Source organism: Nocardioides sp. YR527, from assembly GCF_900101045.1.
GTDB lineage: Bacteria > Actinomycetota > Actinomycetes > Propionibacteriales > Nocardioidaceae > Nocardioides.
The window spans coordinates 50,854-76,840 of the sequence record NZ_FNFN01000013.1; the positions used below are offsets into that span (position 1 = coordinate 50,854).

Genomic DNA, 25,987 nt, shown 5'->3' on the forward strand with positions numbered 1-25,987 from the left:
GACATCTGACACATGGCTGCTGGAACCCACTACCTGCCGGGCCTCACCCCGACCAACGAGGCCTCGGTCCAGAAATCCGACGACGCCGCGGGCTACTACGTCCTCGGCGACAAGCTGGTCGACCCGAAGACGCCCACCGGGCCGATCGCTGACCGCTGGACCACCCGCAAGTTCGAGAACCGTCTGGTCAACCCGGCCAACCGACGCAAGCTCGACGTCATCATCGTCGGCACCGGCCTGGCCGGTGGCGCCGCGGCTGCCACTCTCGGCGAGGCCGGCTACAACGTGAAGTCCTTCTGCTACCAGGACTCCCCGCGTCGCGCCCACTCGATCGCCGCCCAGGGCGGCATCAACGCCTCCAAGAACTACAAGTCGGACGGCGACTCGGACTACCGGCTCTTCTACGACACGGTCAAGGGCGGCGACTACCGCTCGCGCGAGTCGAACGTCTACCGCCTCGCCGAGGTCTCGACCAACATCATCGACCAGTGCGTGGCGCAGGGCGTGCCCTTCGCCCGCGAGTACGGCGGCCTGCTGGACAACCGCTCCTTCGGTGGCGTCCAGGTCTCGCGTACGTTCTACGCCCGCGGTCAGACCGGCCAGCAGCTGCTCCTCGGCGCCTACCAGGCCATGGAGCGTCAGGTCGCTGCCGGCACCGTCGAGCAGTTCACCCGGCACGAGATGCTCGACGTGATCATCGTCGACGACCGTGCCCGCGGCATCGTGGCCCGCGACATGGTCACCGGTGAGATCGAGACCCACCTGGCCGACGCCGTCGTGCTCGCCACCGGCGGCTACGGCAACGTCTTCTACCTCTCGACCAACGCGATGGGGTCCAACGTCATGGCCGCGTGGCGCGCGCACCGCAAGGGCGCCTACATGGCCAACCCCTGCTACACGCAGATCCACCCGACCTGCATCCCGGTCACCGGCGCACACCAGTCGAAGCTGACGCTGATGTCGGAGTCGCTGCGTAACGACGGCCGCATCTGGGTGCCGAAGAAGGCCGAGGACTGCACCAAGGACCCGCGCGAGATCCCCGAGGACGACCGCGACTACTTCCTGGAGCGGATCTACCCGGCGTTCGGCAACCTGGTCCCCCGCGACATCGCCTCGCGTGCCGCGAAGTACATGTGCGACGAGGGCCGCGGTGTCGGACCGGAGGTCGACGAGACCCAGGCCGACGGCACGGTGAAGAAGTTCCGCCGCGGCGTCTACCTCGACCTCGGCGCCGCGATCGAGCGTCTCGGCAAGGACAAGATCGAGGAGAAGTACGACAACCTCCTCGACATGTACGAGCGGATCACCGGCGAGAACCCCTACGAGGTGCCGATGCGGATCTACCCCGCGGTGCACTACGTCATGGGTGGGCTCTGGGTCGACTACGAGCTCCAGACCAGCATCACCGGTCTGTTCTGCACCGGCGAGGCGAACTTCTCCGACCACGGCGCGAACCGCCTCGGTGCCTCGGCGCTGATGCAGGGCCTGGCCGACGGCTACTTCGTGCTGCCGAACACCATCACCGACTACCTCGCCGACGGGCCGTTCGACAAGATCGACGAGTCTCACCCGGCCGTGGTCGAGGCTCTCGAAGGGGTCACCTCCCGGGTCGAGAAGCTGATGAGCATCAACGGCGAGCGCTCCGTGGAGTCCATCCACAAGGAGCTCGGTCAGATCATGTGGGAATACTGCGGGATGGACCGCCGCGAGGAGGGCCTCAAGACGGCCATCGGCCTGATCCGGGAGCTCAAGAAGGAGTTCTGGACCAACGTCAAGGTCCTCGGCTCCGCCGACTCCCTCAACCAGGACCTCGAGAAGGCCAACCGCGTCGCGGACTTCATCGAGCTCGGCGAGCTCATGTGCATCGACGCGCTCAACCGCCGCGAGTCCTGCGGCGGCCACTTCCGTGGCGAGTCCCAGACCGAGGAGGGCGAGGCGCTGCGTCACGACGACGAGTTCTCCTACGTCGCGGCCTGGGAGTTCGGCGGCGAGGACGGCGCCCCGATCCTCCACAAGGAAGACCTGATCTACACCGCCATCGAGATGAAGCAGAGGTCGTACAAGTGAAGCTCACCCTCAAGATCTGGCGGCAGGCCAACGCGTCCGAGAAGGGTGCGCTCAAGACGTACGAGCTGGACGGGGTGTCCTCGGACATGTCGTTCCTCGAGATGCTCGACCTGCTCAACGAGCAGCTCCTGCACAACGACGAGGAGCCGATCGCGTTCGACTCCGACTGTCGCGAGGGCATCTGCGGCATGTGTTCGCTGATGATCAACGGCGAGGCACACGGCCCGGAGGTCACCACGACCTGCCAGCTGCACATGCGCTCGTTCAAGGATGGCGACACCATCACCATCGAGCCGTGGCGCGCCTCGTCGTTCCCGATCGTCAAGGACCTGATCGTCGACCGCTCCGCGTTCGACCGGATCATCCAGAACGGCGGCTACATCTCGGCCAACACCGGCTCGGCCCCCGAGGCCAACTCGGTGCCCGCGCCGCGTGACAAGGCCCAGCGTGCCTTCAACACGGCCACCTGCATCGGCTGCGGCGCCTGCGTCGCCGCCTGCCCCAACGGCTCCGCCTCGCTGTTCCTCGGCGCGAAGATCACCCACCTCGGTGAGCTGCCGCAGGGCCAGCCGGAGCGCTACTCCCGCGTGCAGTCCATGGTCGGCCAGCACGACGCCGAGGGCTTCGGTGGCTGCACCAACATCGGTGAGTGCGCCGCCGCCTGCCCCAAGGAGATCCCGCTCGACGTGATCTCCCAGCTCAACAAGGACCTGCGCAAGTCGCTGATCCTCGGCTGACACCACGGTTCGAACGACAGGGGCCGCTCTCCTTCGGGAGGGCGGCCCCTGTGCCCCTCCGACGCCGGCGCGTGTCGAGATCAGTAGCGGCGCGCGCCGAGCGCCTGACGAAGCTCGTCATCCAGATCTTCGATCTCAGCGATACGAGATGCCGGCAGCATCCGCTCGATTCCGCAGATCCAGGCTAGGTGGCCGGCCATCACTGTCATGCCGATGAACACGGGGATGAAGACCCAGTCGAGCCACTCATTCCGGTCGAGGGCGATGCTGATCAGGGACGCGATTCCCCATACGCCGATGATCGGCAATGCCGCGAAGACCACCGCCTGCAGGTTCAGCATGCCCCAACTGACGTGACCCACCAGGCGACTTTCACGCTCATGGGCCTCGATTCGTGCCCGGAACACCGGGCGGTGGTTTCCATACTGCCCAGTCTCAACGATCCTCGCGGTGATGCGACCGGCCCTGTACCGAACCCGAAGCCCATCGGACCACCAAGATCCGATCCTCTGCTCGTCGAGCATCCCCTTCACATCGTCAATCCGTCGGCCCCGAATCACCAGGATGTGACGGCTTCTCCAAGCAAGGACCGATGGAGCTTTTTCGGGTTGTGTCGTTGTAGATGTCATGGCGCGCCGAACAATATCGGCGGCCGCGCCATCTGTTTGCCGATTGACCCTTCGTCAAGGTGTGCAGCAAACGGAACACATCCCGTGCGGAGCTCCGCACGGGATGTGTTCTTTCGTCTGCATACCTTGACGAAGGAACCGCTCAGGCGACGGTGAGGTTGACCTCGATGTTGCCGCGGGTGGCGTTGGAGTACGGGCAGACCTGGTGGGCCTGCTCGGCGAGCTGCTGGGCGGTGGTGGCGTCGGCGCCGGGGATGGTGACCTCGAGCTGCACGGCGAGGCCGAAGCCGCCCTGGCCGTTGTCGCCGATGCTCACGTCGGCGACGACCTCGGAGTCGGTCATGTCGACCTTGGCCTTGCCGGCGACCAGCTTGAGCGCGGAGTGGAAGCAGGCGGCGTACCCGGCGGCGAAGAGCTGCTCGGGGTTGGTGGCACCGCCCTCACCACCCATCTCCTTGGGGATGCGGACGTCGGCGTCGATGAGACCGTCGGTGGACTGGACGTGGCCGTTACGGGCGTCGCCGGTGCTGACTGCGGTGGCTGTGTAGATCGGTGTCATGTACACAACTATATTGTGCACAACTCAATAGCGCAAGGGAGTAGACTGATGGATGTGTCCGGACGTACCTATCCGCAGCTCGCGCTCGACCTGCAGCTCTGCTTCCCGTTGTACGCGGCAACCCGAGCCGTCACGAAGCGCTATGTGACGCTGCTCAAGGGGACCGGGCTGACCTATCCGCAGTATCTGGTGATGCTGGTCCTGTGGGAGAGCGAGGAGCCGCGCTCGGTGACCTCCCTCGGCCATCGGCTACGGCTCGACTCCGGCACCCTGACGCCGCTGCTCAAGCGTCTCGAGACCGCCGGCCTGGTGCGGCGCGACCGCGATCCCGGCGACGAGCGCCGGGTGCTGGTCAGCCTCACCGGCGACGGCCGGGCGCTGGAGGAGCAGGTCTCCGGCGTACCTCAGCAGCTCGGCACCTCGATGGGGATCACCCGTGACGAGGCGCTCGCGCTGCGCGACCAGCTCACCGACCTGGTCGACCACCTCGACACGGCCGAGTCCTCCTGAGGGCTATCCCCTGGTCAGCAGCCGCTGCACGCCGAGCTTGATCAGCAGGCCACCGAGGAGGACGTCGACGACCACGAGCACCGCGTGGGCGATGTAGTAGGGCTTCGGACGGGTCTGCTCCGGGTCCTTGGCGGTCTTGACGAGGTTGCGGCCGAAGTTGGTCCAGATCGCGATCGTCCAGACCCCGATGACCAGGAGGAGAGCGCCGTCAGTCTTCTCGAGCTTCATGGGACGACTCTCTCATCCACCGACCACACTCTGATGTTCGGGCGTCGCGCGGACGTGGGCGTAGGAGGCGGCGTACAGGATCACCATCGAGGTGTAGTGGATCCAGACGACCAGGATGAGCGCGATGCCGAAGGCCTGGAAGGCGGGCTGCCCCTGAGTGGCCTGGAGCAGCAGGGTCGAGGCCTGCTTGAGGATCTCGAAGCCGATCGCGCCGAGCACGGCCCCGGCCCACAGGGGACGCTTCGGGGTGTCGTTCTGGGGAGCCAGGTGGAACATCGCGAAGAAGAGCACCGTGTTGGCGGCGAGGCCGAGCACCAGGGTGAGGAGGACGATCAGCCAGCCGAAGCCTTCGTCGAGGCCGATCCAGTCCAGGACGTTGACCGAGAAGGTGCGTACGAGGCCGGTGAACGCCACCGCCACCAGCAGGATCAGGCCGAGCCCGATGAGTGCGACCAGGTCACGGGCCTTGGCCGCCAGGAAACCCGGCTGTTCCTCCTCGGGCACCAAGAAGACCGCGTCGAGCGCCTTGCGCAGCCCGTCGATGAATCCGAGGCCGGCGTAGAGCAGACCGATGACACCGATGATCCCGACCGTTCTGGCCGCACTCTCGATGTCGGCGATCTTCAGCTGTCCGGGGCTGTCGCCGACCAGCCCGGGCAGGACGTGGTCGATCGCCTCGACGAGGTCGCTCTCGGCTCCGGAGTAGACCTTGGCGATCTGGCCCACGGCGAAGAACGCGAGCGCGAGGATCGGGAAGGTCGACAGGAAGCCGAAGTAGGTGATCGCGCCGGCCTGCTGGGCGGCACCGACCTCACCGTAGTGCTCCTGCGTGCGCACCACCCGGTCCAGCGCCGGGAAGCGCTCGCGCAGCTCGGCGATCTTCGCCTTGACCTTCTCCTTGAGCATCCCGAGGTCCCCATCCGTCGTTCGTGGGCGGACCCGAGCCCGCCTCAGCCAGTCAGTGCTGCTCTCAGCGCGAACTCCCGCGTCGGGCGCCAGCCGTCCGTGTCGTCGTGGACATAGAGATGGAACGCCTCGACCGACCACTCGCACTCGAAGTCGGCAAGCTCGCCGAAAGCCTTGTCGAGGCTAGCGTCGGGAAGGTCGTGAGCGATCGTGACATGCGGGTGATAGGGAAACGAGAGCTTCTGGTCGAGCGGACCCTGCCGAACCGCGTTGGCCAGCTGCTCACAGCCCGAGATGCCCTGCACCACTGCCACGAACACCACCGGCGAGACCGGCCGGAAGGTGCCGGTGCCACGCAGGTGCACGCTGAACGGGGCGACCCGCGAGGCCGCGGACTCGAGATGGCCCTCGACGTCCGGCAGCAGGTCGTCGTGGATCTCCGTCGGTGGCACAAGAGTGATGTGCGTCGGGATCATGGTCGCCGTCGCGTCCCCGAGAGACGTCCGGTAGTCCTGGAGCTGGCTTGCCCACGGCTCCGGGATAGCGATGGCAACACCGATGGTGCGCATGCGCCGACCTTACTAGCCGAGCGGCGACGCGGGGGGCACAAGGCCAACCCGCTCGTAGACGTCGGCCAGAGTCTTGCGGGCGACCACGCCCGCCTTCTCCGCGCCCTTCTGCAAGATGCCGTCGAGGTACGCCCGGTCCTCGAGGACCTCGAAGGTCCTCTCCCGGAACGGGGTGACGTAGTCGACGACGACTTCGGCGAGATCCTTCTTCAGATCGCCGTAACCCTTTCCCGCGTACTTGCCGACCAGGGTCTCGATCTCGGTGCCGGTCAGCGCAGAGTAGATCCGGAGCAGGTTGGAGACGCCCGGCTTGGCCTCCTCGTCGAAGCGGATCTCCATCTCCGAGTCGGTGACCGCGGAGCGGATCTTCTTCGCCGAGACCTTCGGGTCGTCGAGCATGTCGATCAGGCCGTTAGGGCTCGAGGCCGACTTCGACATCTTGATCGCCGGGTCCTGGAGGTCGTAGATCTTCGCGACCTCCTTGAGGATGTAGGGCTCGGGCAGCCGGAACGTCTTCTTGTAACGGCTGTTGAACCGCTGCGCGAGGTCGCGGGTCAGCTCGAGGTGCTGTCGCTGGTCCTCGCCGACCGGGACGTACGCCGGGCGGTAGAGCAGGATGTCGGCGGCCATCAGCATCGGGTAGGAGAAGAGGCCGACGGAGGCCGCGCCCTCACCACCCTTGGCGGACTTGTCCTTGAACTGGGTCATCCGCCGGGCCTCGCCGAACGAGGTGATGCACTGCATCACCCAGCCGAGCTGGGCGTGCTCGGGGAGGTGTGACTGGACGAAGATCGCGGACCGCTCCGGGTCGACACCGGCGGCCAGGAGCTGGGCAGCGGCCCGCCGCGTACGTTCGCGGAGCACCTTCGGGTCCTGCTCGACCGTGATCGCGTGCAGGTCGGCGATGAAGAAGAACGGCTCGTGCTCCTCCTGCAGGCTCACCCACTGCCGGACCGCGCCGAGATAGTTGCCGAGGTGGTAGGAGTCCGCCGTCGGCTGGATGCCGGAGAGGACCCTGGGCCTAGTCGTAGGAGCAGTGCTGCCGGTCATGTGCGCATTCTGTCAGCCACCCGCCGAAAGGCTCGAAATGGTGGGAGGAAGAGGATCGAGAACCGATCCGTACGAGCTGTGGACCCTGCCCGCGGCACTGATCTGCGTGCCGGCCATGAGCCTCGGCGCCCCCCGTGATCAACGTCGAGGACCGTGGTCGCCCGCGGTCTTCTTGAAGGCCGCGGGCAGGATCCGCATGCCACATCAACGACCGATCATCCACGGAGTTATCGAACAGGTGCATCCAATTTCTTACGAGTTTGTGGACCTCCTGAGAGGCTTTACTCAGCGCGGATTCGATGCTGCGTCAACTGCCCGTTCCGGGCCTGACATCTGCCCCTGTTAACCTGTTTGGTCGACCCGCGGATCCTCCAAGGGGTCCGCAGCCTCGGGCCAGCTGCCGAATCGGCCCCGAGGCCAGGCGACCCTCGAGGAGATTTGTGAACGACACGTCCGCTGCCAACGCACGCATGCTGCTTGCGACCGATCTGGACGGAACCTTCCTGGCCGGCGACCCCGAGGCGAAGGTCAAGCTGTACCAGACGCTGAGCCGCCGCGAGGACGTACTGCTGTCCTTCGTCACCGGTCGTGGACTGGAGTCGGTGCTGCCGCTGCTCGCGGACCCGACCATCCCGACGCCCGACTTCATCATCTGCGATGTCGGCGCGACCATCGTGACCGGACACGACCTGCTCGCCGTCGAGCCCATCCAGCAGGAGATCGCCGCCAAGTGGCCGGGCGAGCTCACCGTGCTCGAGAAGATCGGCGACCGCCCCGGACTGGTCCGGCAGAACGTGCCGCAGGACCGCCGGGTCTCCTACTTCTGCGACCCCGAGGCCGTCACCGACGACCTCGCCCCGCTGGTCGCGGAGATCGGCTGCGACCTGCTCTACTCCGCCAGCCACTACCTCGACGTGCTGCCCGCCGGGATCAACAAGGGCTACACCGTCACCAAGCTCGTCGAGCACCTCGGCATCCCCAAGGACCGCGTGCTGGTCGCCGGCGACACCCTCAACGACCTGTCGATGTACGACATCGGATTCCCGGGAGTCTGTGTAGGCGAGGCCGAGGACCTGCTCCTGGACGCGACCCGCGGCAAGGAGCGTACGTTCCACGCCACCTCCCCCGGCACGGGCGGGATCCTGCAGGCGATCAGGCACTTCAACCTGCTCGACGACGAGCACATCTACGACCCGGAGAACGACGCCGACGACCCGGGGAAGTCCGACCTCGTGATGGTCTACCACCGGCTTCCCTACGACGAGGTGATCGAGGACGGGGAGGTCAAGCGCCGGCGCCCGAAGTCCCCCAACGGCATCATCCCGACGCTGCTCTCCTTCTTCACCGAGCGCACCGGGTCCTGGGTCGCCTGGTCCATCGACGACCCCAAGCGCGGCAAGTTCGCCACCCACACGGTCGTCGACCCCAAGCTCTACCCGGGCCTGGTGGCCTCCCGGCTGCCGCTGTCGAAGAAGGACGTCGACGTCTTCTACAAACGCTTCTCCAAGGAAGCGTTCTGGCCACTGCTGCACACCTTCTGGGAACGCGCGAAGTTCAAGGAGGACGACTGGAAGGTCTATTGCCGGGTCAACAGGGCCTTCGCCGAGCAGGCGGCGGCCGAGGTGGCGTACGGAGGCATCGTCTGGATCCACGACTACAACCTGTGGATGGTGCCGGCCTACCTGCGGGAGATGCGGCCGGACGTGAAGATCGCGTTCCTGCACCACACCCACTTCCCCGGCGCGGACGTGTTCAACGTGGTGCCGTGGCGCCGCGAGATCATCGGCTCGCTGCTGCAGTGTGACTACATCTCGTTCCACATCCCCCGCCAGGTCGAGAACTTCGTCGACGTGGCCCGCGGCGTGGCGCCGGTCGAGGTCGTCGAGACGGAGGACTCGGCGCCTCGGTTCCGGACATACGGCTTCGCTCTCGGTCTGGACACCATGCCCTCGGTGATCGACGTCGGTGGGCGCCGGGTGCACCTGGGCGCCAACCCGGTCAGCGTCGACACGAAGCGGATCGAGCAGACGCTGGCCACCCCGGCGGTGCAGAGCTCGATCGCTCGGGTGGCGGACGAGTTCGAGGGTCAGCGGATCGCGCTGGCCGTGTCCCGGCTCGACTACACCAAGGGCGTGCTGCAGCAGCTCGAGGCCTTCGAGCGGGCGCTGCTCGAGGACCCGTCGTTGCAGGGTGAGCTGTCGCTGGTGCTGGTATGCGTGCCCGCGGCCGGCGAGATGACCGTCTACAAGACGCTGCAGAACCAGATCGAGCAGGCGGTCGGGCGGATCAACGGCCGGTTCTCGCGGATGGGCTGGATGCCGGTGCACTTCTACTTCCGGCCGATCCCGTTCGACGAGCTGCTGGCCTACTACGCCAACGCCGACGTCATGTGGATCACCCCGCTGCGCGACGGCCTCAACCTGGTCGCGAAGGAGTACGCCGCGGTCCACGGTCTCCTCGGCACGAGCGGCACGCTGGTGCTCTCCGAGTTCGCCGGGGCGGCCGCCGAGCTACGTGGCGCGGTGCTGACCAACCCGCACGACGTCTCCGACATGGTCCGGGTCTTCCTGCAGGCCGTCGACATGGACGAGGCCGAGGCCAAGGACCGGATGCGCGGGTTGTGGGACACCATCCGCCACCACGACTCCAAGGCCTGGGCCGACGGGTTCCTCGCGGCGGTCGAGGCGGCCACCGCCTCGGACGGCAACGAGGAGGCCTTCTAGGCCCGTCGCCGGTGGATGCTGGTGCTCCACAGCAGCACCAGCATCCCGGCGGCGGCCAGGCCGGCGCCGACCAACGGCGCCTCGCGGACGCTCCAGACGTCGAGGGCCAGGCCACCGGCGAAGGCGCCGAGAGCGTTGGCGATGTTGAGGCTCGCGTGGTTCATCGCCGCACCGAGGGTCACCGCGTCATCGGCGACGTCCATCAGGCGCACCTGCAGGTTGATCACCAGCACCGACGCGATCGCGGTGGTCAGGAAGGCGACCGGCGCAAGCCACCACCCGGCCGGGGCGACCAGCCAGAAGAGGGTCAGCACCGCCACCATCCCGAGGCTGCTCGCGAGCAGCGATCCCATCACCGACCAGCGGGCCAGCTCCCCCGCGACCCAGGTGCCGACGACCATCCCGGTGCCGAACGCGAACACGAACCACGGCACCGCCCCCTCGGCCAGCCCGGCGGTGTCGGTGACGATCGGGGAGATGTAGGAGTACGCCGCGAACATGCCGCCGAACCCGATCGCGCCCGCGAGCATCGTCAGCCAGACCTGCTTGTTGGTGAAGAACCGGCCGGCCTCGCTGCGGCCGGTCGCGTTCGGGTCGCCCGGGAAGTGGGGCACCGAGAGCTGCACCAGGACCACGGTCAGCAGGGCGAGGCCTGCTGCGGCTGCGTACGGCGCCCGCCAGCCGGCGGTCTGACCGAGCCAGGTCGCGAACGGGACACCGATCACGTTGGCGACCGAGAGCCCGAGCATCACCAGCGCGACCGCCCGGCCACGGTGCTTCGGTGCGGCCATCGATGTCGCGACGATGGTCGCGACGCCGAAGTAGGCGCCGTGCGGGAGCCCGTCGAGGAACCGTGCGATCAGCAGCATGTGGAAGTCGACCGCGACCGCACTGAGCACGTTGAACAGGGCGTACGCCGCCATCAGCGACAGCAGCAGCCCCTTGCGCGGAAGATGGGCGACGAAGAACGAGAGGATCGGTACGCCGACCACCACCCCGACCGCGTAGGCGCTGATCAGGTGGCCGGCCGTGGAGGTTCCGACACCGACGCCCTCGGCGATCTCGGGCAGCACACCCATGGTGACGAACTCGGTCGTACCGATCGCGAACCCGCCCGTCGCGAGAGCGAGCATGGCGATCACGAACTGGACGGGGGTGACCGGTCTCACGGCGGTCTCGGGGCTGGCGGTGTCGGTCACTACTGCCTAACCTTCGGCGATTTGTGGGCTATTCCGTGAATCGGTGTGACCCCGATCCCGTCACACCGCGGTTCGTCAACCATAGTTGACACGCAGCGAGTGTCAACTTATATTGACACCATGACGGATGCGAAGGATCTCGCCGAGTCGGCCGCGAGCGCCGACCCGAGCACGGGGTTGCGAGCCGCGCTCGCGCTGCGTCGCCTCGCCGACTCGCTGGAGCGGCTGCAGGTGGCGAACGCCCGCCGACAGGGGTGGGCCTGGCAGGAGATCGCCGACGCGCTGGAGGTCAGCCGACAGGCGGTTCACAAGAAGTACTCGAAGGAGATGTGATGTTCGAGAGGTTCAGCAAGCCCGCCCGCGATGCGGTGACCGCGGCTCAGACGTACGCCACCGAGCTCGGTCACGAGCGCATCGGCGACGACCACCTGCTGCTGGCGATCGCCTCCGGGGCCGACTCGTCCGCCGGCCGGGCGCTCACCGAGGCCGGGGTCGACGCAGGAGCGCTGCGGGCGGAGGTCGAACGGGCCCACGGGCGCCTCGGCGACGACGACGCCGACGCGCTGTCCTCGCTCGGGATCGACCTGGACGCGGTGCGCTCCAAGGTGGAGGAGGTCTTCGGCGCCGGCGCCCTGGACAGCGGGAAGCCACGCCGCCGTCTCGGCGGGCACATCCCCTTCACCAAGGATGCGAAGAAGGTCCTCGAGCTCTCGCTGCGCGAGGCGATCCGGCTCAAGGACCGCTCGATCGGCACCGAGCACCTCCTGCTCGGCATCCTTCGCACAGAGGGGGAAGGACATGCTGCCCTACAGGCCCTCGGCGTGGATGCTGCTGCACTGCGCCGCACGCTCGAGCACGGCGAGGCCGCCTGACGCCGAGGCGTCACCCCCGTCGGCCGAGGCGTCACCCCGGTCGGCCGAGATGGCACCGAAGTGCCCACTCGAACGACGGCAGTGATGCCTCGGCGGGGGTTAGCCGGCGAGGTGGGACCAGGAGGGTGCGAGGTCGGACCAGGGGCCTACCGCGGCGATCTCGCCGTCGACCATGACGACGACCCGGTCGGCCTGGGCGAGAGCGGCTCGCTTGGAGGTCGCTCCGATGACCGTCGTGTGCCGGTCCCGCAGCGCCCGCCAGAGCTCGATCTCGGTGGCCGCGTCGAGCGCACTGGAGACGTCGTCGGCCAGGAGCAGCTCGGTGTCGGCGGCCAGCGCTCGCGCCAGGGCGAGGCGCTGGACCTGCCCCCCGGAGAGCCGTACGCCACGGTGACCGACGATCGCATCCGCGCCGCCCGCCTCCTTGACGTCGAGCTCGAGCCGCGCGTCGGCGACCGGGCTGTCGAAGGGCCGGTCGTGGCCCAGGCGGATGTTGTCGGCGAAGGTGCCGGAGAGCACCCGCGGCACCTGGGCGACGTACGCCACCTGCCCCGGCCTCAGGAAGGACTGCGGGTCCTGGACCAGCTCGTCGTTCCACCGGATGGTGCCGGTGTGCTCGATGAGGCCGGCCAGCGACGCCAGCAGGGACGACTTTCCGGAGCCGACCTGCCCCACGAGCAGGACCAGCTCGCCGCGCGAGATCGTGAGCGAGACGTCGGAGACACCGATCGTGCCGTCGTCGTGGACCGCTGACAGGGCGGAGAGCTCGAGAGAGTCGAGCGGCACCTGATCGACCGGACCCGGATCCGGCGCGTCACCGGAGACCAGGTCGACACCCGGCGGCAGATCCATCAGGTCCCGACCGCCGGCGAACTTGCTGGTCTCCTTCTGCCACGCACGCGTACCCGGAGCCTCGGTGACGACCATGCCGGCCACCCGGCCGAACCAGTCGAAGCCCGAGACCGCGTTGGCCACCAGGAGCGCGGTGGCCAGACCCCAGCCGCCGCCGAAGTAGATCCCCCAGGCAGCCACGACGCCGCACTGCACCATGAGCGCGGGGACCCCGTCGAGGAATGCCTGCACCCGGTGTTCCTTCACCGCTGCCTCGACCCTCCCTGCGTCGACGTGCTGCAGATGGGCGTGGACCTGCGGAGTCGCCGCGGCCAGCTTCACGGTGCGTACGGACTCCAGCGCGGAGACCACCGCGCGACCGAACCGAGCGCGAGCGGCGGACGAGGCCGAGGCCGAGCGGCCGGCGATCGGCCGGCCGACCGCGGAGGCCAGCGCCGAGGCGATCATGACGACCAGGAGCACGGCGCCCGCGAGCGCGGTGCCGGCGAGCAGGGCGGTGATCGTCGCGATGACGAGGCCGTTGACGAAGTCGACCCAGCGGTCGGCGTAGCGGGCGTAGCGGTCCGCGTCCATCGAGCGAGCGACGACCTCACCCGGCGGCGTACGCGTCAGGCGGTGCTGGCTGGTCTGCCCGTAGAGCACGGCCATCCGGGCCCGCAGCATGACCTCGATCCACCAGCGCGGGTAGCGGTAGAAGGCGTCGGCGAGCATCAGCGGCGCGGCCAGCAGGCTGACCACGAGCAGCACCGACATCACCGTCGGCCTGCCGCCGTCCTGCAGCGACTCGACGATCCTGCCCCACAGGAGTCCGGTGAAGGCACCCTGCGCACCGGTCATCGAGGCGAACAGGAAGAGCAGCGCACCCGCGACGCCCCACTCGGGGCGCAGGAACAGGGCTTGCACGATCCCGCGAGCGAGAGACGGCCCGGTGCCGACCTCGGGGACGTCCGGCGGGGCGCCCGAACGACGCTTGCCACCCACGTTGCCCGCCGCGACATGGTCGAGCGTGGAGTGGTCGACGGGTTTGGCGTCCGGCGACGGTGAATCGTGGTGATCGGTGCGGCTGGCTTCCAGCAGGTCGCGGAACGGCCCGGGCGCGGTCGCCAGCGAGGCCCGCAGGCCGTGCTGGATCACCCGGCCGTGGTCGAGCACGGCCACATGAGGAGCACGCTCGATGGTGGAGAGCCGGTGGGCGATCAGGATGCCCGTGCGTCCGGTCAGCAGCCGGTCGGCGGCCGCGACCACCCGGCGCTCGGTGAGCGGGTCCATCCGCGCGGTCGCCTCGTCGAGCACGACCACCCGTACGTCGCGCACCAGCAGCCGCGCGAAGGCGACCAGCTGCTCCTCCCCCGCCGACAACGAGGTGCCGCCGGGGCCGAGCAGGGTGTCGAGCCCGTCGGGCAGGCCCCCGACCCACTCGGAGAGCCCGAGCCGGGCGACCGCCCGCTCGATGTCCTCGCGCGGACGCTCGTCGTCGAAGATCGCGATGTTCTCCGCAAGCGTGCCGGCCAGGATCTCGGTGCGCTGCGTCACCACCCCCACGGAGGCGCGCAGCTGCTGCAGGTCGAGGTCGCGCACGTCCACGCCACCCAGGAACACCGAGCCGCGCGGCGGCTCGACCGCCCGCGACAGCAGCGAGGCGAGCGTCGACTTGCCCGAGCCGGTGCGACCGACCAGGGCGATGGTGTCGCCGGCCGGCACCGTCAGCGAGATGCCCTGGAGGGCGAAGGTGCCCTCGGCGTAGGAGAAGCTCAGGTCGCGCAGGTCGACCTCCAGCGCTCCCCCGTCGGGTACGGGCGCGCCGCCTTCGGGTTCCGGCTCGGAGCCCATCATCTGACGCAGCCGGATGACCGCACCGAGGCCGGCCTGGATGTCGGGCAGGTGGTTGGCGAGCATCGCGATCTGGCCCACGAACGTGCTCGTGACCAGGAACAACGTCACCAGCGCGCTGATCCCGAGGCGGTCGGTCGCGGCGAGCGCGATCCCGGCGAGACCGATGCCGGCCAACAGGGAGTGCAGCAGCAGCCCGGCGCGGCGGCCGACCTTCGCCTCGACCGTGACCACGGCACGGAACCTCTCGTGCACCGTCGCCGACAGCCGCGCCACCCGGGCGACCACGTGGTCCTGACCCAGGCTCGTACGCAGGTCGTCACGCCCCGCGATGCCCTCCTCGAGCACCGCGGCATGGTCGGTCCAGGACGCCTCCTCGATGACCTTGAGCTCGGAGATCTTGCCCAGCAGCCGACGGATGACGAACCAGGTCACCACGGCGAGCAGCGGGAACAGGATCGCCGCCGGCCACCAAGTGAAGCTGGCCACGATCCACATCGGCAGCGCCGCGAAGACCGAGCGGAACAGCATCCACAGCTGCCAGCGCAGCAGGTTGCCGACCTCATGGGAGTCGTCGTCGACCCGGTCGAGGATCTCTCCGACGGCCTGCTCGCTCAGCTCGGACAGCGGCTGTCGCATGGCAGCCTGGAGCACGTCCTCGCGCAGCTTGCCCTCGACCCGGTCGGAGACCCCGACCCAGGCGATCTTCGCGGTCGAGTCGACCAGCGAGGCGCCGATCACGCACAACGCCAACCAGCCGACCAGGCTCGCGGTCGGGTTCTCGGCCAGCCGTCCGGCCACGACGGTGCCGATCGACTGACCCACCATGGCAACCGCCAGCGCGATCAGCGCCGCGACCGTCACCGGCCCCTTCAGGCGTCGCCAGTCGACCTGCCGGCTCGGGTCGGCAGGGTCGGTGGGGACTCCGAGAGCCTTGCCTGAGGTCGGCACGGGCGGAGTCGAGAGCGTCGCAGTCATCAGAAGATCACGGTATGCGTGACCACCGACACCCACCTAAAGGTTTTCCGCCCTCACCCGAGGGCAAACACGATGCTGACCTGCACCTATAGGAATCAGAAGAAAGATCTGGAGAGGAAGGTCACGTACGCCGGGAAGGTGTCCTGACACAGGACGACGGCCCGGCACGAGTCCGTGCCGGGCCGTCGTCGGGTGGATCAGAGAGAGTCGATCGCCTCGTTGAGCGTCGCGGACGGACGCATCACGGCGGTGACCTTCTCGGCGTCGGGCAGGTAGTAGCCGCCGATGTCGGCGGGCTTGCCCTGGACCGCGAGGAGCTCCTCGACGATCTTGGCCTCGTTGGCGGCAAGGGTCTCGGCGAGGCCCTTGAACGCAGCCGCGAGCTCGGTGTCCTCGGTCTGCGCGGCGAGCTCCTGGGCCCAGTAGAGACCCAGGTAGAAGTGGGAGCCGCGGTTGTCTGTGGTGCCGAGCTTGCGACCCGGGGAGCGGTCGTTCTCGAGGAAGGTCGCGGTCGCCCGGTCGAGCGCACCGGCGAGCACCTTCGCCGCCGGGGCGGAGGCCTGCTCGGCGTACTTCTCGAACGCGGGAACCAGCGCGAAGAACTCACCCAGCGAGTCCCAGCGGAGGTAGTCCTCCTCGACCAGCTGCTGCACGTGCTTCGGCGCCGAGCCGCCCGCACCGGTCTCGAACAGACCGCCGCCGGCGATCAGCGGGACGATGGAGAGCATCTTCGCCGACGTACCGACCTCGAGGATCGGGAACAGGTCGGTGTTGTAGTCACGCAGCACGTTGCCGGTGACCGAGATGGTGTCCTCACCGTTGCGCAGGCGCTCCAGGGAGTACGCCGTGGCAAGCTCGGGCGAGAGGATCTTGATGTCCGCGCCCTCGGTGTCGCCGACGATGGACGTGTCGGCGAGGTACTTGGTGACCTTGGCGATCAGCGAGGCGTCGTGAGCTCGCGACTCGTCGAGCCAGAAGATGGCCGGGGTCTTGGAGTCACGGGCGCGGCTGACGGCGAGCTTGACCCAGTCGCGGACCGGGATGTCCTTGGTCTGGCAAGCGCGCCAGATGTCGCCGACCTCGACGTCGTGCTCGATGAGCACGTCTCCGGCCTTGTTCAGCACCCGCACGGTGCCGGCGGCCGAGATCTCGAAGGTCTTGTCGTGGGAGCCGTACTCCTCCGCCTTCTGCGCCATCAGACCCACGTTGGGGACGGTGCCGATCGTGGCCGGGTCGAGCGGGCCGTTCTTCTTCACGTCGTCGATGACGGTCTGGTAGACCCCGGCGTAGGAAGAGTCCGGGATCACCGCGAGGGTGTCGTCCTCGCCGCCGTCGACGCCCCAGAGCTTGCCGCCGTTGCGGACCAGGGCCGGGATGGAGGCGTCGATGATGACGTCGGAGGGGACGTGCAGGTTGGTGATGCCCTTGTCGGAGTTGACGTAGGACAGGCGCGGGCCCGCGGCGATGGCGGCCTTGATGGCAGCCTCGATCTCGGCGCCCTTCTCCAGGCCGGAGAGGCCCGAGAGGATCGCGCCGAGGCCGTCGTTGGCGGAGAGGCCGGCGGCCTGGAGGTCGGCGCCGTACTTCTCGAAGACGTCCTTGAAGTAGGCCTTCACGACGTGGCCGAAGATGATCGGGTCGGAGACCTTCATCATCGTGGCCTTCAGGTGCAGCGAGAAGAGCACGTCGTCGGCCTTGGCCTTGGCGAGCGCGTTCTCGAGGAAGGCGTGCAGGTTGGCGACGGACATGTAGGTCGCGTCGACGATCTCGCCCTCGAGCACCGGCAGCTCGGCGAGCAGCGTCACCGTCTCGCCGTCGGCCTTCTCGAGCACGATGGAGAGCGTGTCGTCGGCCGGGATGGTCACGGACTTCTCGTTGGACTTGAAGTCGCGCGCACCCATCGTGGCGACGGTCGTCTGGGAGTCGTCGGAGAACGGCTTGTTGGTGTGCGGGTGGGCCTTGGCGTACGCCTTGACCGAGCCCGGCGCACGCCGGTCGGAGTTGCCCTCACGCAGGACCGGGTTCACCGCGGAGCCCTTGACCTTGTCGTACTTGGCCCGGATCTCCTCCTCCTCGGGCGTGCTGGGCGCCTCGGGGTAGTCGGGGATCTGGTAGCCCTGGGTCTGCAGCTCCTTGATCGCGGCCTTGAGCTGCGGGATGGAGGCGGAGATGTTGGGCAGCTTGACGATGTTGGCTTCCGGCGTCTTCGCCAGCTCACCGAGCTCGCCGAGCGCGTCGTCGGCCAGGCCGAACTGGGCCAGGATGCGCGAGGCCACGGAGATGTCACGCGTCTCGACCTCGACGCCCGCCTTGGCCGCGTAGGCCGAGACGATCGGAAGGAAGGAGTACGTCGCCAGCAGCGGCGCCTCGTCGGTGTGGGTGTAGATGATTCGTGCGGCCATTGCTGTGGCTACTCCTGACGAAACGAAAGTGTCTTGACATCAAGATAACAGAGAGGGTGGCGCAACACCGCCCCGCCCCACCTAAGCACCACGATGTGCCGTCGCAAAAGAGTTACTGTGTGTCAACACCTCATGTTGTTCAGGTGACTGCTGATACCTGAGTGCTTCTCGGGTGTCGATGGGTCTGACCGACGTCAATAGACATTGAAGGGTAAAAGGGGACATGACTGAGGAATCACTGTCGGCAGCTGAGCCGACCATCATCCAGAAGCTCACAGCCGAAGTCATCGGGACATTCATCCTCGTGTTCCTCGGGTGTGGCTCGGTCGTTGCCGTCGTCGCCGGCGCCACCTACGCCGGGCAGCCGACCTGGGGTCTCGAGGTCGCGGCCGTCGGCCTCGCCTTCGGCATCGCCGTCGTGATCGGCGCCTACACCTTCGGCCGCATCTCCGGTGGCCACTTCAACCCTGCGGTGACCCTGGGTGCGGCCACGTCCGGCCGGATCAGCTGGAAGGACGCGGGCGTCTACATCGGCGCCCAGTTCGTCGGCGCGACCCTCGGCGCGCTCGTGCTGTTCCTCGTCGCGCTCTCCTCGGACTACAACTCGTGGAACGACGGTGGCCTCGGCGCCAACGCCTTCGGCGAGGGAGCCGGCACCGGCCTGGTCGGCGCGATCCTGGTCGAGCTCGTCCTCACCTTCATCTTCGTCTTCGTCATCCTCGGCATCACCGACGGCCGCGCGGCCACCAACGCCACCCTCGCCCCGCTGGGCATCGGTCTCGCTCTCGCCGCGATCCACTTCGTCGGCATCCCGCTGACCGGCACCTCGGTCAACCCCGCCCGTTCGTTCGGGCCGGCCCTCTTCTCCGGCACCGACGCCCTGATCCAGCTCCCGGTCTTCCTGATCGTCACGGCTCTCGGCGGTGCCGTCGCCGGCGTCGTCTACCCGCTTCTCTTCGGCAAGGACGGCTCCGAGATCGCGGGCGCCGGCCTCTCCTTCAGCAGTGGCGCCAAGGCGCAGCAGCCGAGCTTCCAGGGTGGCTGGGACGGCAGCCAGGCCGCCCCCGCCGCTCCGATGGCACCGGCCGCTCCTGCGGCGGCGGCGCCCGCAGCACCGGCGGCTCCGGCAGCTCCTGCCGAGCCCGCGGCCACGCCGGACACGGGCGACCGCACCATCGTCTCCGGAGGCAGTGGCGGTGGCCAGCCGGCCTGGCAGCAGCCGACCCAGACCAGCGAGGGCGACCTCCCGGTCTACGAGCAGGACGGCTGGCGCTGGGACTACGCCAAGCAGGAATGGGTCCCGATCGAGCAGTAGTCTCGAGAAGCACGAAGGCCGCCCCTCGGGGCGGCCTTCGTCCTATTTGTACGTCTTCATTCTCCGGGAACGGTCACTGCGAGGATCCACAGCGCGCCCGCGGTCAGCGCCAGCAGGGCCACGTCGAACCAGCGGTTGCGCACCGCCAGCATCCCGGCATCCTTCGTACGCAGCACCGCCCGCCCCAGCGACGCGGACCCCACCCCGGCGGCGAGGACGATGATCCCCACCCGCCAGTGGCCGAAGCCGACCAGCCCGAGACCGACGATCGCCGCCGTCAGCACCCCGAGGTAGACGAACCCGCCGATGGTCGAGGGGAAGCCGCGTACGTCCTGGGGGGCCGTCTTCTCGTGCCCAGGCGCCACCGCCGCCGGTGCGGGAGCCTCCGGCGTGGGGGTCAGCGGGGGGTGGACGGACACGGTGTCAGAGCCTTTCGAGAGCCTTCTCAGCGCTGAGGACGATATTGGAGAGCAGCATGGCGCGTGTCATCGGACCCACCCCACCCGGGTTCGGCGACACCCACCCAGCCACGTCCCACACGTCCTCGGCCAGGTCTCCTGCGATCTTACCGTCGACCCGGGAGACACCGACGTCCAACAGGGCCGCGCCGGGCTTGACCATGTCCTTGGTGATGATCCCGGGGACGCCCGCGGCGGCCACGACGATGTCGGCGTTGCGGGTGTGGGCGGCCAGGTCGCGGGTGCCGGTGTGGCACAGGGTGACCGTGGCGTTCTCGCTGCGGCGGGTGAGCAGCAGGCCCAGCGGACGCCCGACGGTCAGCCCACGGCCGACCACGACGACCTCGGCGCCCTTAATCTCGACCCCGTGACGCCGCAGCAGCTCGATGCAGCCCACCGGGGTGCACGGCAGCGGCCCGTCCTCGCCGAGGACCAGCTTGCCGAGGTTGACCGGGTGCAGCCCGTCGACGTCCTTCTCCGGAGCCACGCGGGAGAGCAGCGCGAACTCGTCCAGGCCGGTCGGCTGCTGGATGAGGAAGCCGGTGACGGCGGGATCAGCGTTGAGCTCGTCGATGACCTTCTCGACCTCCGCCTGGGTGGCGGTGGCGGGCAGGTCGACGCGGGTCGAGGCGACACCGATCTCGGCGGCGTCCTTGTGCTTGGCGTTGACGTACCAGTGCGAGCCGGGGTCGTCGCCGACAAGGACGGTCCCGATACCCGGAGTGATGCCCTGGGCCTTCAACTTCTCGACCCGCTCTGCGAGCTCGGCCTTGATCGCCTTCAGCGTCGCGGTGCCGTCCAGCTTCTGTGCGGTCACGTGTTCATCCTGTCACTCGAGTCTGTGTATTTCTTGTACGCGACGCCGAACCGGCTCATCTTGACCAAATCCCAGGCCGAGTCGGCTCGTTCTGACACGATTTCCCGCCGAGTCGGCTCGTCATGACGAGCCGACTCGGCTGGGTTGGAGATCAGTGTGCGAAATGCCTGGTGCCGGTGAAGTACATCGTCACGCCGGCAGCCTCGCACGCCTTGATGGTGAGCTCGTCGCGGATGGAGCCGCCGGGCTGGACGATCGCCTTGACGCCGGCGTCGATCAGGATCTGCGGGCCGTCCTCGAAGGGGAAGAAGGCGTCGGAGGCGGCGACGGCGCCGCGGGCGCGCTCGGCGTCCTCGGCGAGGGTGTTGGCGCGCTCGACGGCCAGGCGGCAGGAGTCGACGCGGTTGACCTGACCCATGCCGATGCCGACCGAGGCACCGTCGGAGGCCAGCAGGATCGCGTTGGACTTGGCCGAGCGGCACGCCTTCCAGGCGAAGGCCAGGTCGGCGAGGGTGGCCTCGTCGGCGGCCTCGCCGGTGGCCAGCGTCCACGAAGCCGGGTCGTCGCCCTCGGCGTCGACATGGTCGACCTGCTGCATCAGCAGGCCGCCGGAGATCGGGCGGGTCTCGACCGGGGCGCGCTCGTCGGCGGGTGCGACCAGGATGCGGATGTTCTTCTTGCCCTGCAGGATCTCGACGGCGCCGTCCTCGTAGCCCGGAGCCACGATGACCTCGGTGAACACCTCGGCGACCTGCTGGGCCATCTCGACCGTCACCGGCCGGTTGGAGGCGATCACGCCACCGAAGGCGGAGACCGGGTCGCAGGCGTGCGCGCGCCGGTGGGCCTCAGCGATGTCCGCACCGACGGCCAGGCCGCACGGGTTGGCGTGCTTGATGATCGCGACCGCCGGCTCGGCGAAGTCGTTGGCAGCACGCCGAGCGGCGTCGGTGTCGGTGTAGTTGTTGTAGGACATCTCCTTGCCGTGCAGCTGCTCGGCACGGGCGAGCCCGGCGGGACCGAACCCGTTGAGGTAGAGCGCCGCCTTCTGGTGCGGGTTCTCGCCGTAGCGCAGGACGGTCGCCTTCTCGTACGTCCCGCCGACCCACGCCGGGAAGCCGGTGCCGTCGGTGCTGTCGGTGAGCACCGAGCCCATCCAGGAGGCGACGGCCACGTCGTACGTCGCGGTGTGCACGAACGCGGCCGCGGCCAGCGCCTTGCGCTGGTCGTAGGTGAAGCCACCGGCCTGCACCGCGGCGAGGGTGTCGGCGTACTGCTCCGGCGAGGTCACGATCGCGACCGAGGGGTGGTTCTTGGCGGCGGCACGGACCATCGAGGGGCCGCCGATGTCGATCTGCTCGACGACCTCGTCCGGACCGGCACCCGAGGCGACGGTCTGCACGAACGGGTAGAGGTTGGAGACGACCAGGTCGAACGGCTCGACCTCGAGCTCCTTGAGCTGCTCGACGTGGGACTCGAGGCGGCGGTCGGCGAGGATGCCGGCGTGCACGCGCGGGTGCAGCGTCTTGACCCGGCCGTCGAGGCACTCGGGGAAGCCGGTCAGGTCCTCGACCTTGGTCACCGGCAGGCCGAGCTTCTCGATCAGTGCGGCCGAGCCGCCGGTCGAGACGAGCTCGACGCCGGCGTCATGGAGCGCTCGGACCAGGTCCTCGAGACCGGTCTTGTCGTAGACGGACACCAGGGCCCGCTTGATGGTGATCTGATCGAGCACAGCAATCTCCTCATCGGTCAACGATTTCGATGAGGGCACCCAGGCGGTCGATGCCGTCTCTCACACTCCCCGGTGGTCCCCCACCCGCGCCAGTCGTGTGCTCGTCACTCTAACCGCTCAGGCAGGCCCGAATCGAACTCGCCTGCCGTCGACCGCGTACCCCTCGTGAGCGATGCGCCCGACCGTCTCGATGAGCATCGAACGCTCGACGACCTTGATCCGCTCGTGCAGCGTCTCCTCGGTGTCGTCGTCCTCCACCGGCACCGTCACCTGGGCCATGATCATCCCGGTGTCGACCCCGGCATCGACGACGAACAGCGTCGCCCCGGTCACCTTCACGCCGTACTCCAGCGCATCCCGCGCCCCGTGCATCCCCGGGAATGACGGCAGCAGCGCCGGATGCGTGTTGAGCGTCTTCCCGCCGAACCGGTCGAGGAAGGCCTCCCCCACCAGCTTCATGAACCCGGCAGAGACGACAAGATCAGGCTCGTACGCCGCCACCGACTCGGCCAGCGCCGCGTCCCACTCCTCGCGGGACCCGAAGTCCTTGACCCGATGCACGAAGGTCGGGATCCCGGCGTCGGTCGCCCGGGTCAGCCCCTGGATCCCGTCGCGGTCGGCCCCGACCGCGACGACCTCCGCCCCGTACTCAGAGGACGCGCAGGCGTCCAGCAGGGCCTGGAGGTTGGTGCCCGAGCCGGACACGAGAACGACAAGACGAAGAGCCACGCCGTCACTGTAGAGCAGCGCATGCCTCATTCCCGCGCCGCCCAGATCTCGCCAACCGCCCCACCCCGTTAGAGCAGTGCCCCCTGCTCACGCCTCCTTGACGTCGATACCGAGCGCCTCAAGAGCGTGCTCGACGCGTGCCAGGCTTCACTCCCCCGACCGAGGAACACAGTAAATCTCAGCACGGCGACGATCGGGACAGACGCCGACAGATCCCAGAGTTTTAGGTCCCAAATGCGCCCTGTTATGCGGAAACCGCCTAGGCCGTCAATACGTCCGCGCAAAGTGGACCAAATCTTGAAGGCGACATGGCGTTCCCATCGTCTTCGTGCCACTCGCAGTGAGTCGCCCGAATGTATCCGTCTCCCCCATTGATCCGATACCACCGGCCGACTCCCGGCCTTGCAGCCATGCGCTCGACCTCCTCGTCTTCCAGCTGCTCTACGCGAAGGCTCGAGTACTCCGTTTCGACCTGCATGGTTTCAACATTGCTGAACAGAACATCGATCCGCCTCCGCGAACCACCGACCCCCTCCCCCAAACTTCGCCAGAGAAGTCGCCTATAACTCACCGAGAAATGCCACATCTGGAATGAAGAGTCCCAGGAACCAATCTCTATCGTCCTTACCCTCCAATCAAGGTTGGCTGCAACAACACCTCACGCGTCCCGTCGCGCCGCCGGAGTCACGCAGCCACGTCATTCAGAATTTGACGTCGACCTGCATCGAATCGCTCTCAAGATCCGAGATCGATCTCTCCGGCTTGAAATCTAGTCATCCACGTGAAGAACTCCTCGAAATCCTCGCAGCGCACGTAAATTTGCCCATTATCGTGCCAAATCACCGCACCAGGCGAATACGAATCCGAGGTATCAAGCATTAGCAATATGGAATCAGTGCCGTACTCATTCATCCCGATAGGGAGGCATTCAGACATCCTCACGCCAATAGCATCCTCGATAAGATCTCGCTCGACAAATATGAGGTCAAGAATTTCCTGAGTCGAGGACTCAGTTTTGAAAAACTGCGTACTGAAAATTCGGAGACTGTAGAAAAAGTTCTCCCAACCGTCCGCGGCGTGCAAAAAGGCCCGAAACGATGTGTCCAACGACTGGCCCAGCACACGCTCAACTTCCGCAAGGACCTCTTCCGACGCTCCCGGTTGGGCCGGAACTGGTCGAATCAGACCCTCGCCGTCATGCCTCGCAGCATGCTGCTGAACCCGCTCGAAGTCTTGGATCAAGCTGTCCCACGTGTTCATCCGCTCGGCAACTCCTGGTCGATAGACACCCCGCCCGTCATCATCCAACCCCAGTTCGCGCAGCCAGGGTTGGTGCCGCAGCGCGTGCGGCACCAGTCGACTCGGAGCAACGCCGCTACGTGACGGATCGCAGCCATCTAGCTGCACATCTGACCCTGGGGAGGGTTATCCGAACACAGCTCGGACTACCCTCCCCAGGTCCCTCTGCAGCTAGTCCGCAGGCAGAGAACGCCGGTGCCACCAGGTCATCGTGAGCCCGGCGAGGAGGCCGGCCAGGCCGAAGAAGGCGATGGCGTTGACGAGCACCTGCCCGGCGTACGGCCCGACGTCGGCCATCCGGCCGGGACCGACGGAGCCGCCGGCGACACCGGACAGGATTGCGAGGAGCAGGCCGGCGAGGACGCCGGCGCTGACGCCGCGGAGCGCGCCCTCCGACCAGCGCAGGGTGGGCCGGACACGACCGACCCGACAGACGGCCCAGAAGGCGGTGAGCGGGCCGAGCGCCATCACCGCGGCGACCCAGGCGGGCGGGGCGCCGTTGTCAGGCAGCGCGGCGAGCATCGGGAACATCGGCAGCGGTCCGAGGGTGACCGCGGTCGGGGTCACCGTGGTGCCGACGCCGACGGTGAACCCCGGCCCGAGGGCGTACGCGCTGGAGAAGAGCACAGCGTTGGGCAGCACCAGGACGGCGAGCAGCGAGTAGAGGATGATCCCGCCGACGTCGAGGTGGAGCTGGGAGACCACGTTGACCGACGTGGTGAAGTCGGTGAAGAGGGCCGCGAAGAACACCAGCGTGCTGACCGCGAACCACCAGAGCAGGATCGACCTGACCATCACGAGTACGTCCACGGCGGCGCGTGGCAGCAGCGTGATCCAGAGCGCCGCACGGCCGGAGCCGACCGCGATCGCGGGCAGGGCGACGACCACGCAGAGCCCGACCGACCAGGCGAAGACACCGGCGATGCTCGGCGCGGTGGCCGGGGTGCCGGCGATGATCGCGGTGGCCAGCGCGGTGCCGGCGTAGCCGAGCGTGAAGAGACCGGCGACGACCGGGACGGTCAGGTCACGCTCGCCGTCGGCGAGGGCGTTGGCGTCGGGGCCGTGCAGCGAGACCGAGTCACCGACCCGCACCGCGACCTGCCACATCGCCCCGGCGAGGACGAGGGTCAGCCCGAGCGGGACGACGGTGATCGCGACCCCGGAGACGAAGACACCCGAACCGTGCCCGAGCAGCCACCCGAGCGCGGCGACACGCAGTGCGTCCGAGGGCTCGCCGTGGGCTCCCATGTCGCTGATGAACCAGCCGAGGATGCCGATCGCCAGGCACACGACCAGCGTGGCGGCGGCCGTGCCGATGCCGCCGAGCAGAGCGACCGCGACCAGCGGGCGGCGGTGGCGGAGATCATGGAGATCATCCGCCGAGAGCCCGCGGTCGGGGGTGCGAGGAGGCAGCAGCGAGGACATCGCGTCTCATCCTCGCAACCCGCGTCGCCTCGATCTCGGCGACGCGCCGCCAGGGACCTTCACCGGGTTGGTCACAGCGGTTGATACCCGCCTGTGCATCTGCG

At 68.0% G+C, this 25,987-nt stretch carries 22 protein-coding genes and 1 riboswitch; of the genes, 7 read left to right on the plus strand and 15 right to left on the minus strand.

Annotation, left to right across the window (positions count from 1 at the left end):
- Positions 1 to 12 precede the first annotated feature (12 nt).
- The gene (locus BLT25_RS27815) at positions 13 to 2,067 is read left to right on the plus strand and encodes a fumarate reductase/succinate dehydrogenase flavoprotein subunit (RefSeq protein ID WP_091052811.1); all 2,055 of its coding nucleotides are present in this window, start codon (positions 13 to 15) and stop codon (positions 2,065 to 2,067) included.
- Positions 2,064 to 2,804 (plus strand): succinate dehydrogenase/fumarate reductase iron-sulfur subunit, encoded by a 741-nt coding sequence (locus BLT25_RS27820; RefSeq protein WP_091052813.1) that lies wholly within the window; start codon positions 2,064 to 2,066, stop codon positions 2,802 to 2,804. Before BLT25_RS27815 ends, BLT25_RS27820 begins: the two co-directional genes overlap by 4 nt.
- A gap of 80 nt (positions 2,805 to 2,884) precedes the next feature.
- On the opposite strand, the gene BLT25_RS29615 is transcribed toward BLT25_RS27820, so the two are convergent.
- A complete protein-coding gene (locus BLT25_RS29615; RefSeq protein ID WP_143033891.1) occupies positions 2,885 to 3,145 on the minus strand; it encodes a hypothetical protein in 261 nt (86 codons plus the stop codon).
- Positions 3,146 to 3,575: 430 nt separating this feature from the next.
- The gene (locus tag BLT25_RS27830) at positions 3,576 to 3,992 is read right to left on the minus strand and encodes an organic hydroperoxide resistance protein (protein ID WP_091052816.1); all 417 of its coding nucleotides are present in this window, start codon (positions 3,990 to 3,992) and stop codon (positions 3,576 to 3,578) included.
- A gap of 48 nt (positions 3,993 to 4,040) precedes the next feature.
- Here BLT25_RS27830 and BLT25_RS27835 point away from each other — a divergent pair, with 48 nt between their 5' ends.
- On the plus strand, positions 4,041 to 4,502 hold the full coding sequence (locus BLT25_RS27835; RefSeq protein WP_091052818.1) for a MarR family winged helix-turn-helix transcriptional regulator: 462 nt from the start codon (positions 4,041 to 4,043) through the stop codon (positions 4,500 to 4,502).
- A 3-nt stretch (positions 4,503 to 4,505) separates the two neighbouring features.
- On the opposite strand, the gene BLT25_RS27840 is transcribed toward BLT25_RS27835, so the two are convergent.
- From BLT25_RS27840 to trpS, 4 genes are read right to left on the minus strand one after another with little or no spacing between them, the layout of a single operon-like run.
- Positions 4,506 to 4,730, minus strand: coding sequence for an SCO4848 family membrane protein (locus BLT25_RS27840; RefSeq protein ID WP_091052819.1), 225 nt, complete (start codon positions 4,728 to 4,730; stop codon positions 4,506 to 4,508).
- A gap of 12 nt (positions 4,731 to 4,742) precedes the next feature.
- On the minus strand, positions 4,743 to 5,636 hold the full coding sequence (locus BLT25_RS27845; protein WP_091052821.1) for a YihY/virulence factor BrkB family protein: 894 nt from the start codon (positions 5,634 to 5,636) through the stop codon (positions 4,743 to 4,745).
- Positions 5,637 to 5,680: 44 nt separating this feature from the next.
- Positions 5,681 to 6,205: a 2'-5' RNA ligase family protein gene (locus BLT25_RS27850; protein WP_091052823.1), complete on the minus strand. Its 525-nt coding sequence runs from the start codon at positions 6,203 to 6,205 to the stop codon at positions 5,681 to 5,683.
- A gap of 12 nt (positions 6,206 to 6,217) precedes the next feature.
- The gene (gene trpS, locus BLT25_RS27855) at positions 6,218 to 7,255 is read right to left on the minus strand and encodes a tryptophan--tRNA ligase (protein WP_091052824.1); all 1,038 of its coding nucleotides are present in this window, start codon (positions 7,253 to 7,255) and stop codon (positions 6,218 to 6,220) included.
- Between the two features lie 440 nt (positions 7,256 to 7,695).
- Here trpS and ggpS point away from each other — a divergent pair, with 440 nt between their 5' ends.
- Entirely contained in the window at positions 7,696 to 9,978 is a 2,283-nt protein-coding gene (ggpS, locus tag BLT25_RS27860; protein WP_256328833.1) for a glucosylglycerol-phosphate synthase, read from the plus strand.
- Here the strand turns inward: ggpS and BLT25_RS27865 are convergent.
- Positions 9,975 to 11,177: an MFS transporter gene (locus tag BLT25_RS27865; RefSeq protein ID WP_091052826.1), complete on the minus strand. Its 1,203-nt coding sequence runs from the start codon at positions 11,175 to 11,177 to the stop codon at positions 9,975 to 9,977. The two genes, ggpS and BLT25_RS27865, sit on opposite strands and share 4 nt — an antisense overlap.
- 120 nt (positions 11,178 to 11,297) lie before the next feature.
- Between BLT25_RS27865 and BLT25_RS27870 the strand changes: the two genes are divergently transcribed.
- On the plus strand, positions 11,298 to 11,510 hold the full coding sequence (locus BLT25_RS27870) for a helix-turn-helix domain-containing protein (protein WP_091052828.1): 213 nt from the start codon (positions 11,298 to 11,300) through the stop codon (positions 11,508 to 11,510).
- Positions 11,510 to 12,049: a Clp protease N-terminal domain-containing protein gene (locus tag BLT25_RS30760; RefSeq protein ID WP_091052830.1), complete on the plus strand. Its 540-nt coding sequence runs from the start codon at positions 11,510 to 11,512 to the stop codon at positions 12,047 to 12,049. The genes BLT25_RS27870 and BLT25_RS30760 overlap by 1 nt, the downstream gene beginning before the upstream one ends.
- A 99-nt stretch (positions 12,050 to 12,148) precedes the next feature.
- Here the strand turns inward: BLT25_RS30760 and BLT25_RS27880 are convergent, their stop codons facing one another.
- Both BLT25_RS27880 and BLT25_RS27885 read right to left on the minus strand, forming a co-directional pair.
- A complete protein-coding gene (locus BLT25_RS27880) occupies positions 12,149 to 15,709 on the minus strand; it encodes an ATP-binding cassette domain-containing protein (protein WP_091052872.1) in 3,561 nt (1,186 codons plus the stop codon).
- 197 nt (positions 15,710 to 15,906) lie between these two features.
- Positions 15,907 to 18,111, minus strand: coding sequence for an NADP-dependent isocitrate dehydrogenase (locus BLT25_RS27885; RefSeq protein WP_091052874.1), 2,205 nt, complete (start codon positions 18,109 to 18,111; stop codon positions 15,907 to 15,909).
- Between the two features lie 223 nt (positions 18,112 to 18,334).
- Here BLT25_RS27885 and BLT25_RS27890 point away from each other — a divergent pair, with 223 nt between their 5' ends.
- Complete coding sequence (locus tag BLT25_RS27890) at positions 18,335 to 19,426, plus strand: MIP/aquaporin family protein (RefSeq protein WP_176884360.1); 1,092 nt, start codon at positions 18,335 to 18,337, stop codon at positions 19,424 to 19,426.
- A 56-nt stretch (positions 19,427 to 19,482) separates the two neighbouring features.
- Here the strand turns inward: BLT25_RS27890 and BLT25_RS27895 are convergent, their stop codons facing one another.
- The 6 genes from BLT25_RS27895 to BLT25_RS27920 all read right to left on the minus strand — a co-directional run bounded on the left by BLT25_RS27895 (position 19,483) and on the right by BLT25_RS27920 (position 25,883).
- Complete coding sequence (locus BLT25_RS27895) at positions 19,483 to 19,845, minus strand: DUF3017 domain-containing protein (RefSeq protein ID WP_256328834.1); 363 nt, start codon at positions 19,843 to 19,845, stop codon at positions 19,483 to 19,485.
- 4 nt (positions 19,846 to 19,849) lie between these two features.
- Entirely contained in the window at positions 19,850 to 20,701 is an 852-nt protein-coding gene (locus tag BLT25_RS27900) for a bifunctional methylenetetrahydrofolate dehydrogenase/methenyltetrahydrofolate cyclohydrolase (protein WP_091052877.1), read from the minus strand.
- Positions 20,702 to 20,852: 151 nt separating this feature from the next.
- The gene (purH, locus tag BLT25_RS27905; RefSeq protein WP_091052878.1) at positions 20,853 to 22,430 is read right to left on the minus strand and encodes a bifunctional phosphoribosylaminoimidazolecarboxamide formyltransferase/IMP cyclohydrolase; all 1,578 of its coding nucleotides are present in this window, start codon (positions 22,428 to 22,430) and stop codon (positions 20,853 to 20,855) included.
- Positions 22,431 to 22,460: 30 nt separating this feature from the next.
- A riboswitch (ZMP/ZTP riboswitch) is annotated at positions 22,461 to 22,537 on the minus strand.
- Between the two features lie 10 nt (positions 22,538 to 22,547).
- Positions 22,548 to 23,159 (minus strand): phosphoribosylglycinamide formyltransferase, encoded by a 612-nt coding sequence (gene purN / locus BLT25_RS27910; protein ID WP_256328837.1) that lies wholly within the window; start codon positions 23,157 to 23,159, stop codon positions 22,548 to 22,550.
- Between the two features lie 735 nt (positions 23,160 to 23,894).
- Positions 23,895 to 24,512, minus strand: a complete 618-nt coding sequence (locus BLT25_RS27915) for an SMI1/KNR4 family protein (RefSeq protein ID WP_176884362.1) — start codon at positions 24,510 to 24,512, stop codon at positions 23,895 to 23,897.
- Positions 24,513 to 24,629: 117 nt separating this feature from the next.
- Positions 24,630 to 25,883: a cell division protein PerM gene (locus BLT25_RS27920; RefSeq protein WP_091052883.1), complete on the minus strand. Its 1,254-nt coding sequence runs from the start codon at positions 25,881 to 25,883 to the stop codon at positions 24,630 to 24,632.
- Positions 25,884 to 25,987 lie beyond the last annotated feature (104 nt).

Coding starts and splice junctions, on each gene's coding strand:
- BLT25_RS27890 (WP_176884360.1), top strand. CDS start 18,335: ATGACTGAGGAATCACTGTCGGCAGCTGAGCCGACCATCATCCAGAAG.
- BLT25_RS27845 (WP_091052821.1), bottom strand. CDS start 5,636: ATGCTCAAGGAGAAGGTCAAGGCGAAGATCGCCGAGCTGCGCGAGCGC.
- BLT25_RS27815 (WP_091052811.1), top strand. CDS start 13: ATGGCTGCTGGAACCCACTACCTGCCGGGCCTCACCCCGACCAACGAG.
- BLT25_RS30760 (WP_091052830.1), top strand. CDS start 11,510: ATGTTCGAGAGGTTCAGCAAGCCCGCCCGCGATGCGGTGACCGCGGCT.
- BLT25_RS27880 (WP_091052872.1), bottom strand. CDS start 15,709: ATGACTGCGACGCTCTCGACTCCGCCCGTGCCGACCTCAGGCAAGGCT.
- BLT25_RS27850 (WP_091052823.1), bottom strand. CDS start 6,205: ATGCGCACCATCGGTGTTGCCATCGCTATCCCGGAGCCGTGGGCAAGC.
- BLT25_RS29615 (WP_143033891.1), bottom strand. CDS start 3,145: ATGCTGAACCTGCAGGCGGTGGTCTTCGCGGCATTGCCGATCATCGGC.
- BLT25_RS27885 (WP_091052874.1), bottom strand. CDS start 18,111: ATGGCCGCACGAATCATCTACACCCACACCGACGAGGCGCCGCTGCTG.
- BLT25_RS27920 (WP_091052883.1), bottom strand. CDS start 25,883: ATGTCCTCGCTGCTGCCTCCTCGCACCCCCGACCGCGGGCTCTCGGCG.
- BLT25_RS27840 (WP_091052819.1), bottom strand. CDS start 4,730: ATGAAGCTCGAGAAGACTGACGGCGCTCTCCTCCTGGTCATCGGGGTC.
- trpS (WP_091052824.1), bottom strand. CDS start 7,255: ATGACCGGCAGCACTGCTCCTACGACTAGGCCCAGGGTCCTCTCCGGC.
- BLT25_RS27830 (WP_091052816.1), bottom strand. CDS start 3,992: ATGACACCGATCTACACAGCCACCGCAGTCAGCACCGGCGACGCCCGT.
- BLT25_RS27835 (WP_091052818.1), top strand. CDS start 4,041: ATGGATGTGTCCGGACGTACCTATCCGCAGCTCGCGCTCGACCTGCAG.
- BLT25_RS27870 (WP_091052828.1), top strand. CDS start 11,298: ATGACGGATGCGAAGGATCTCGCCGAGTCGGCCGCGAGCGCCGACCCG.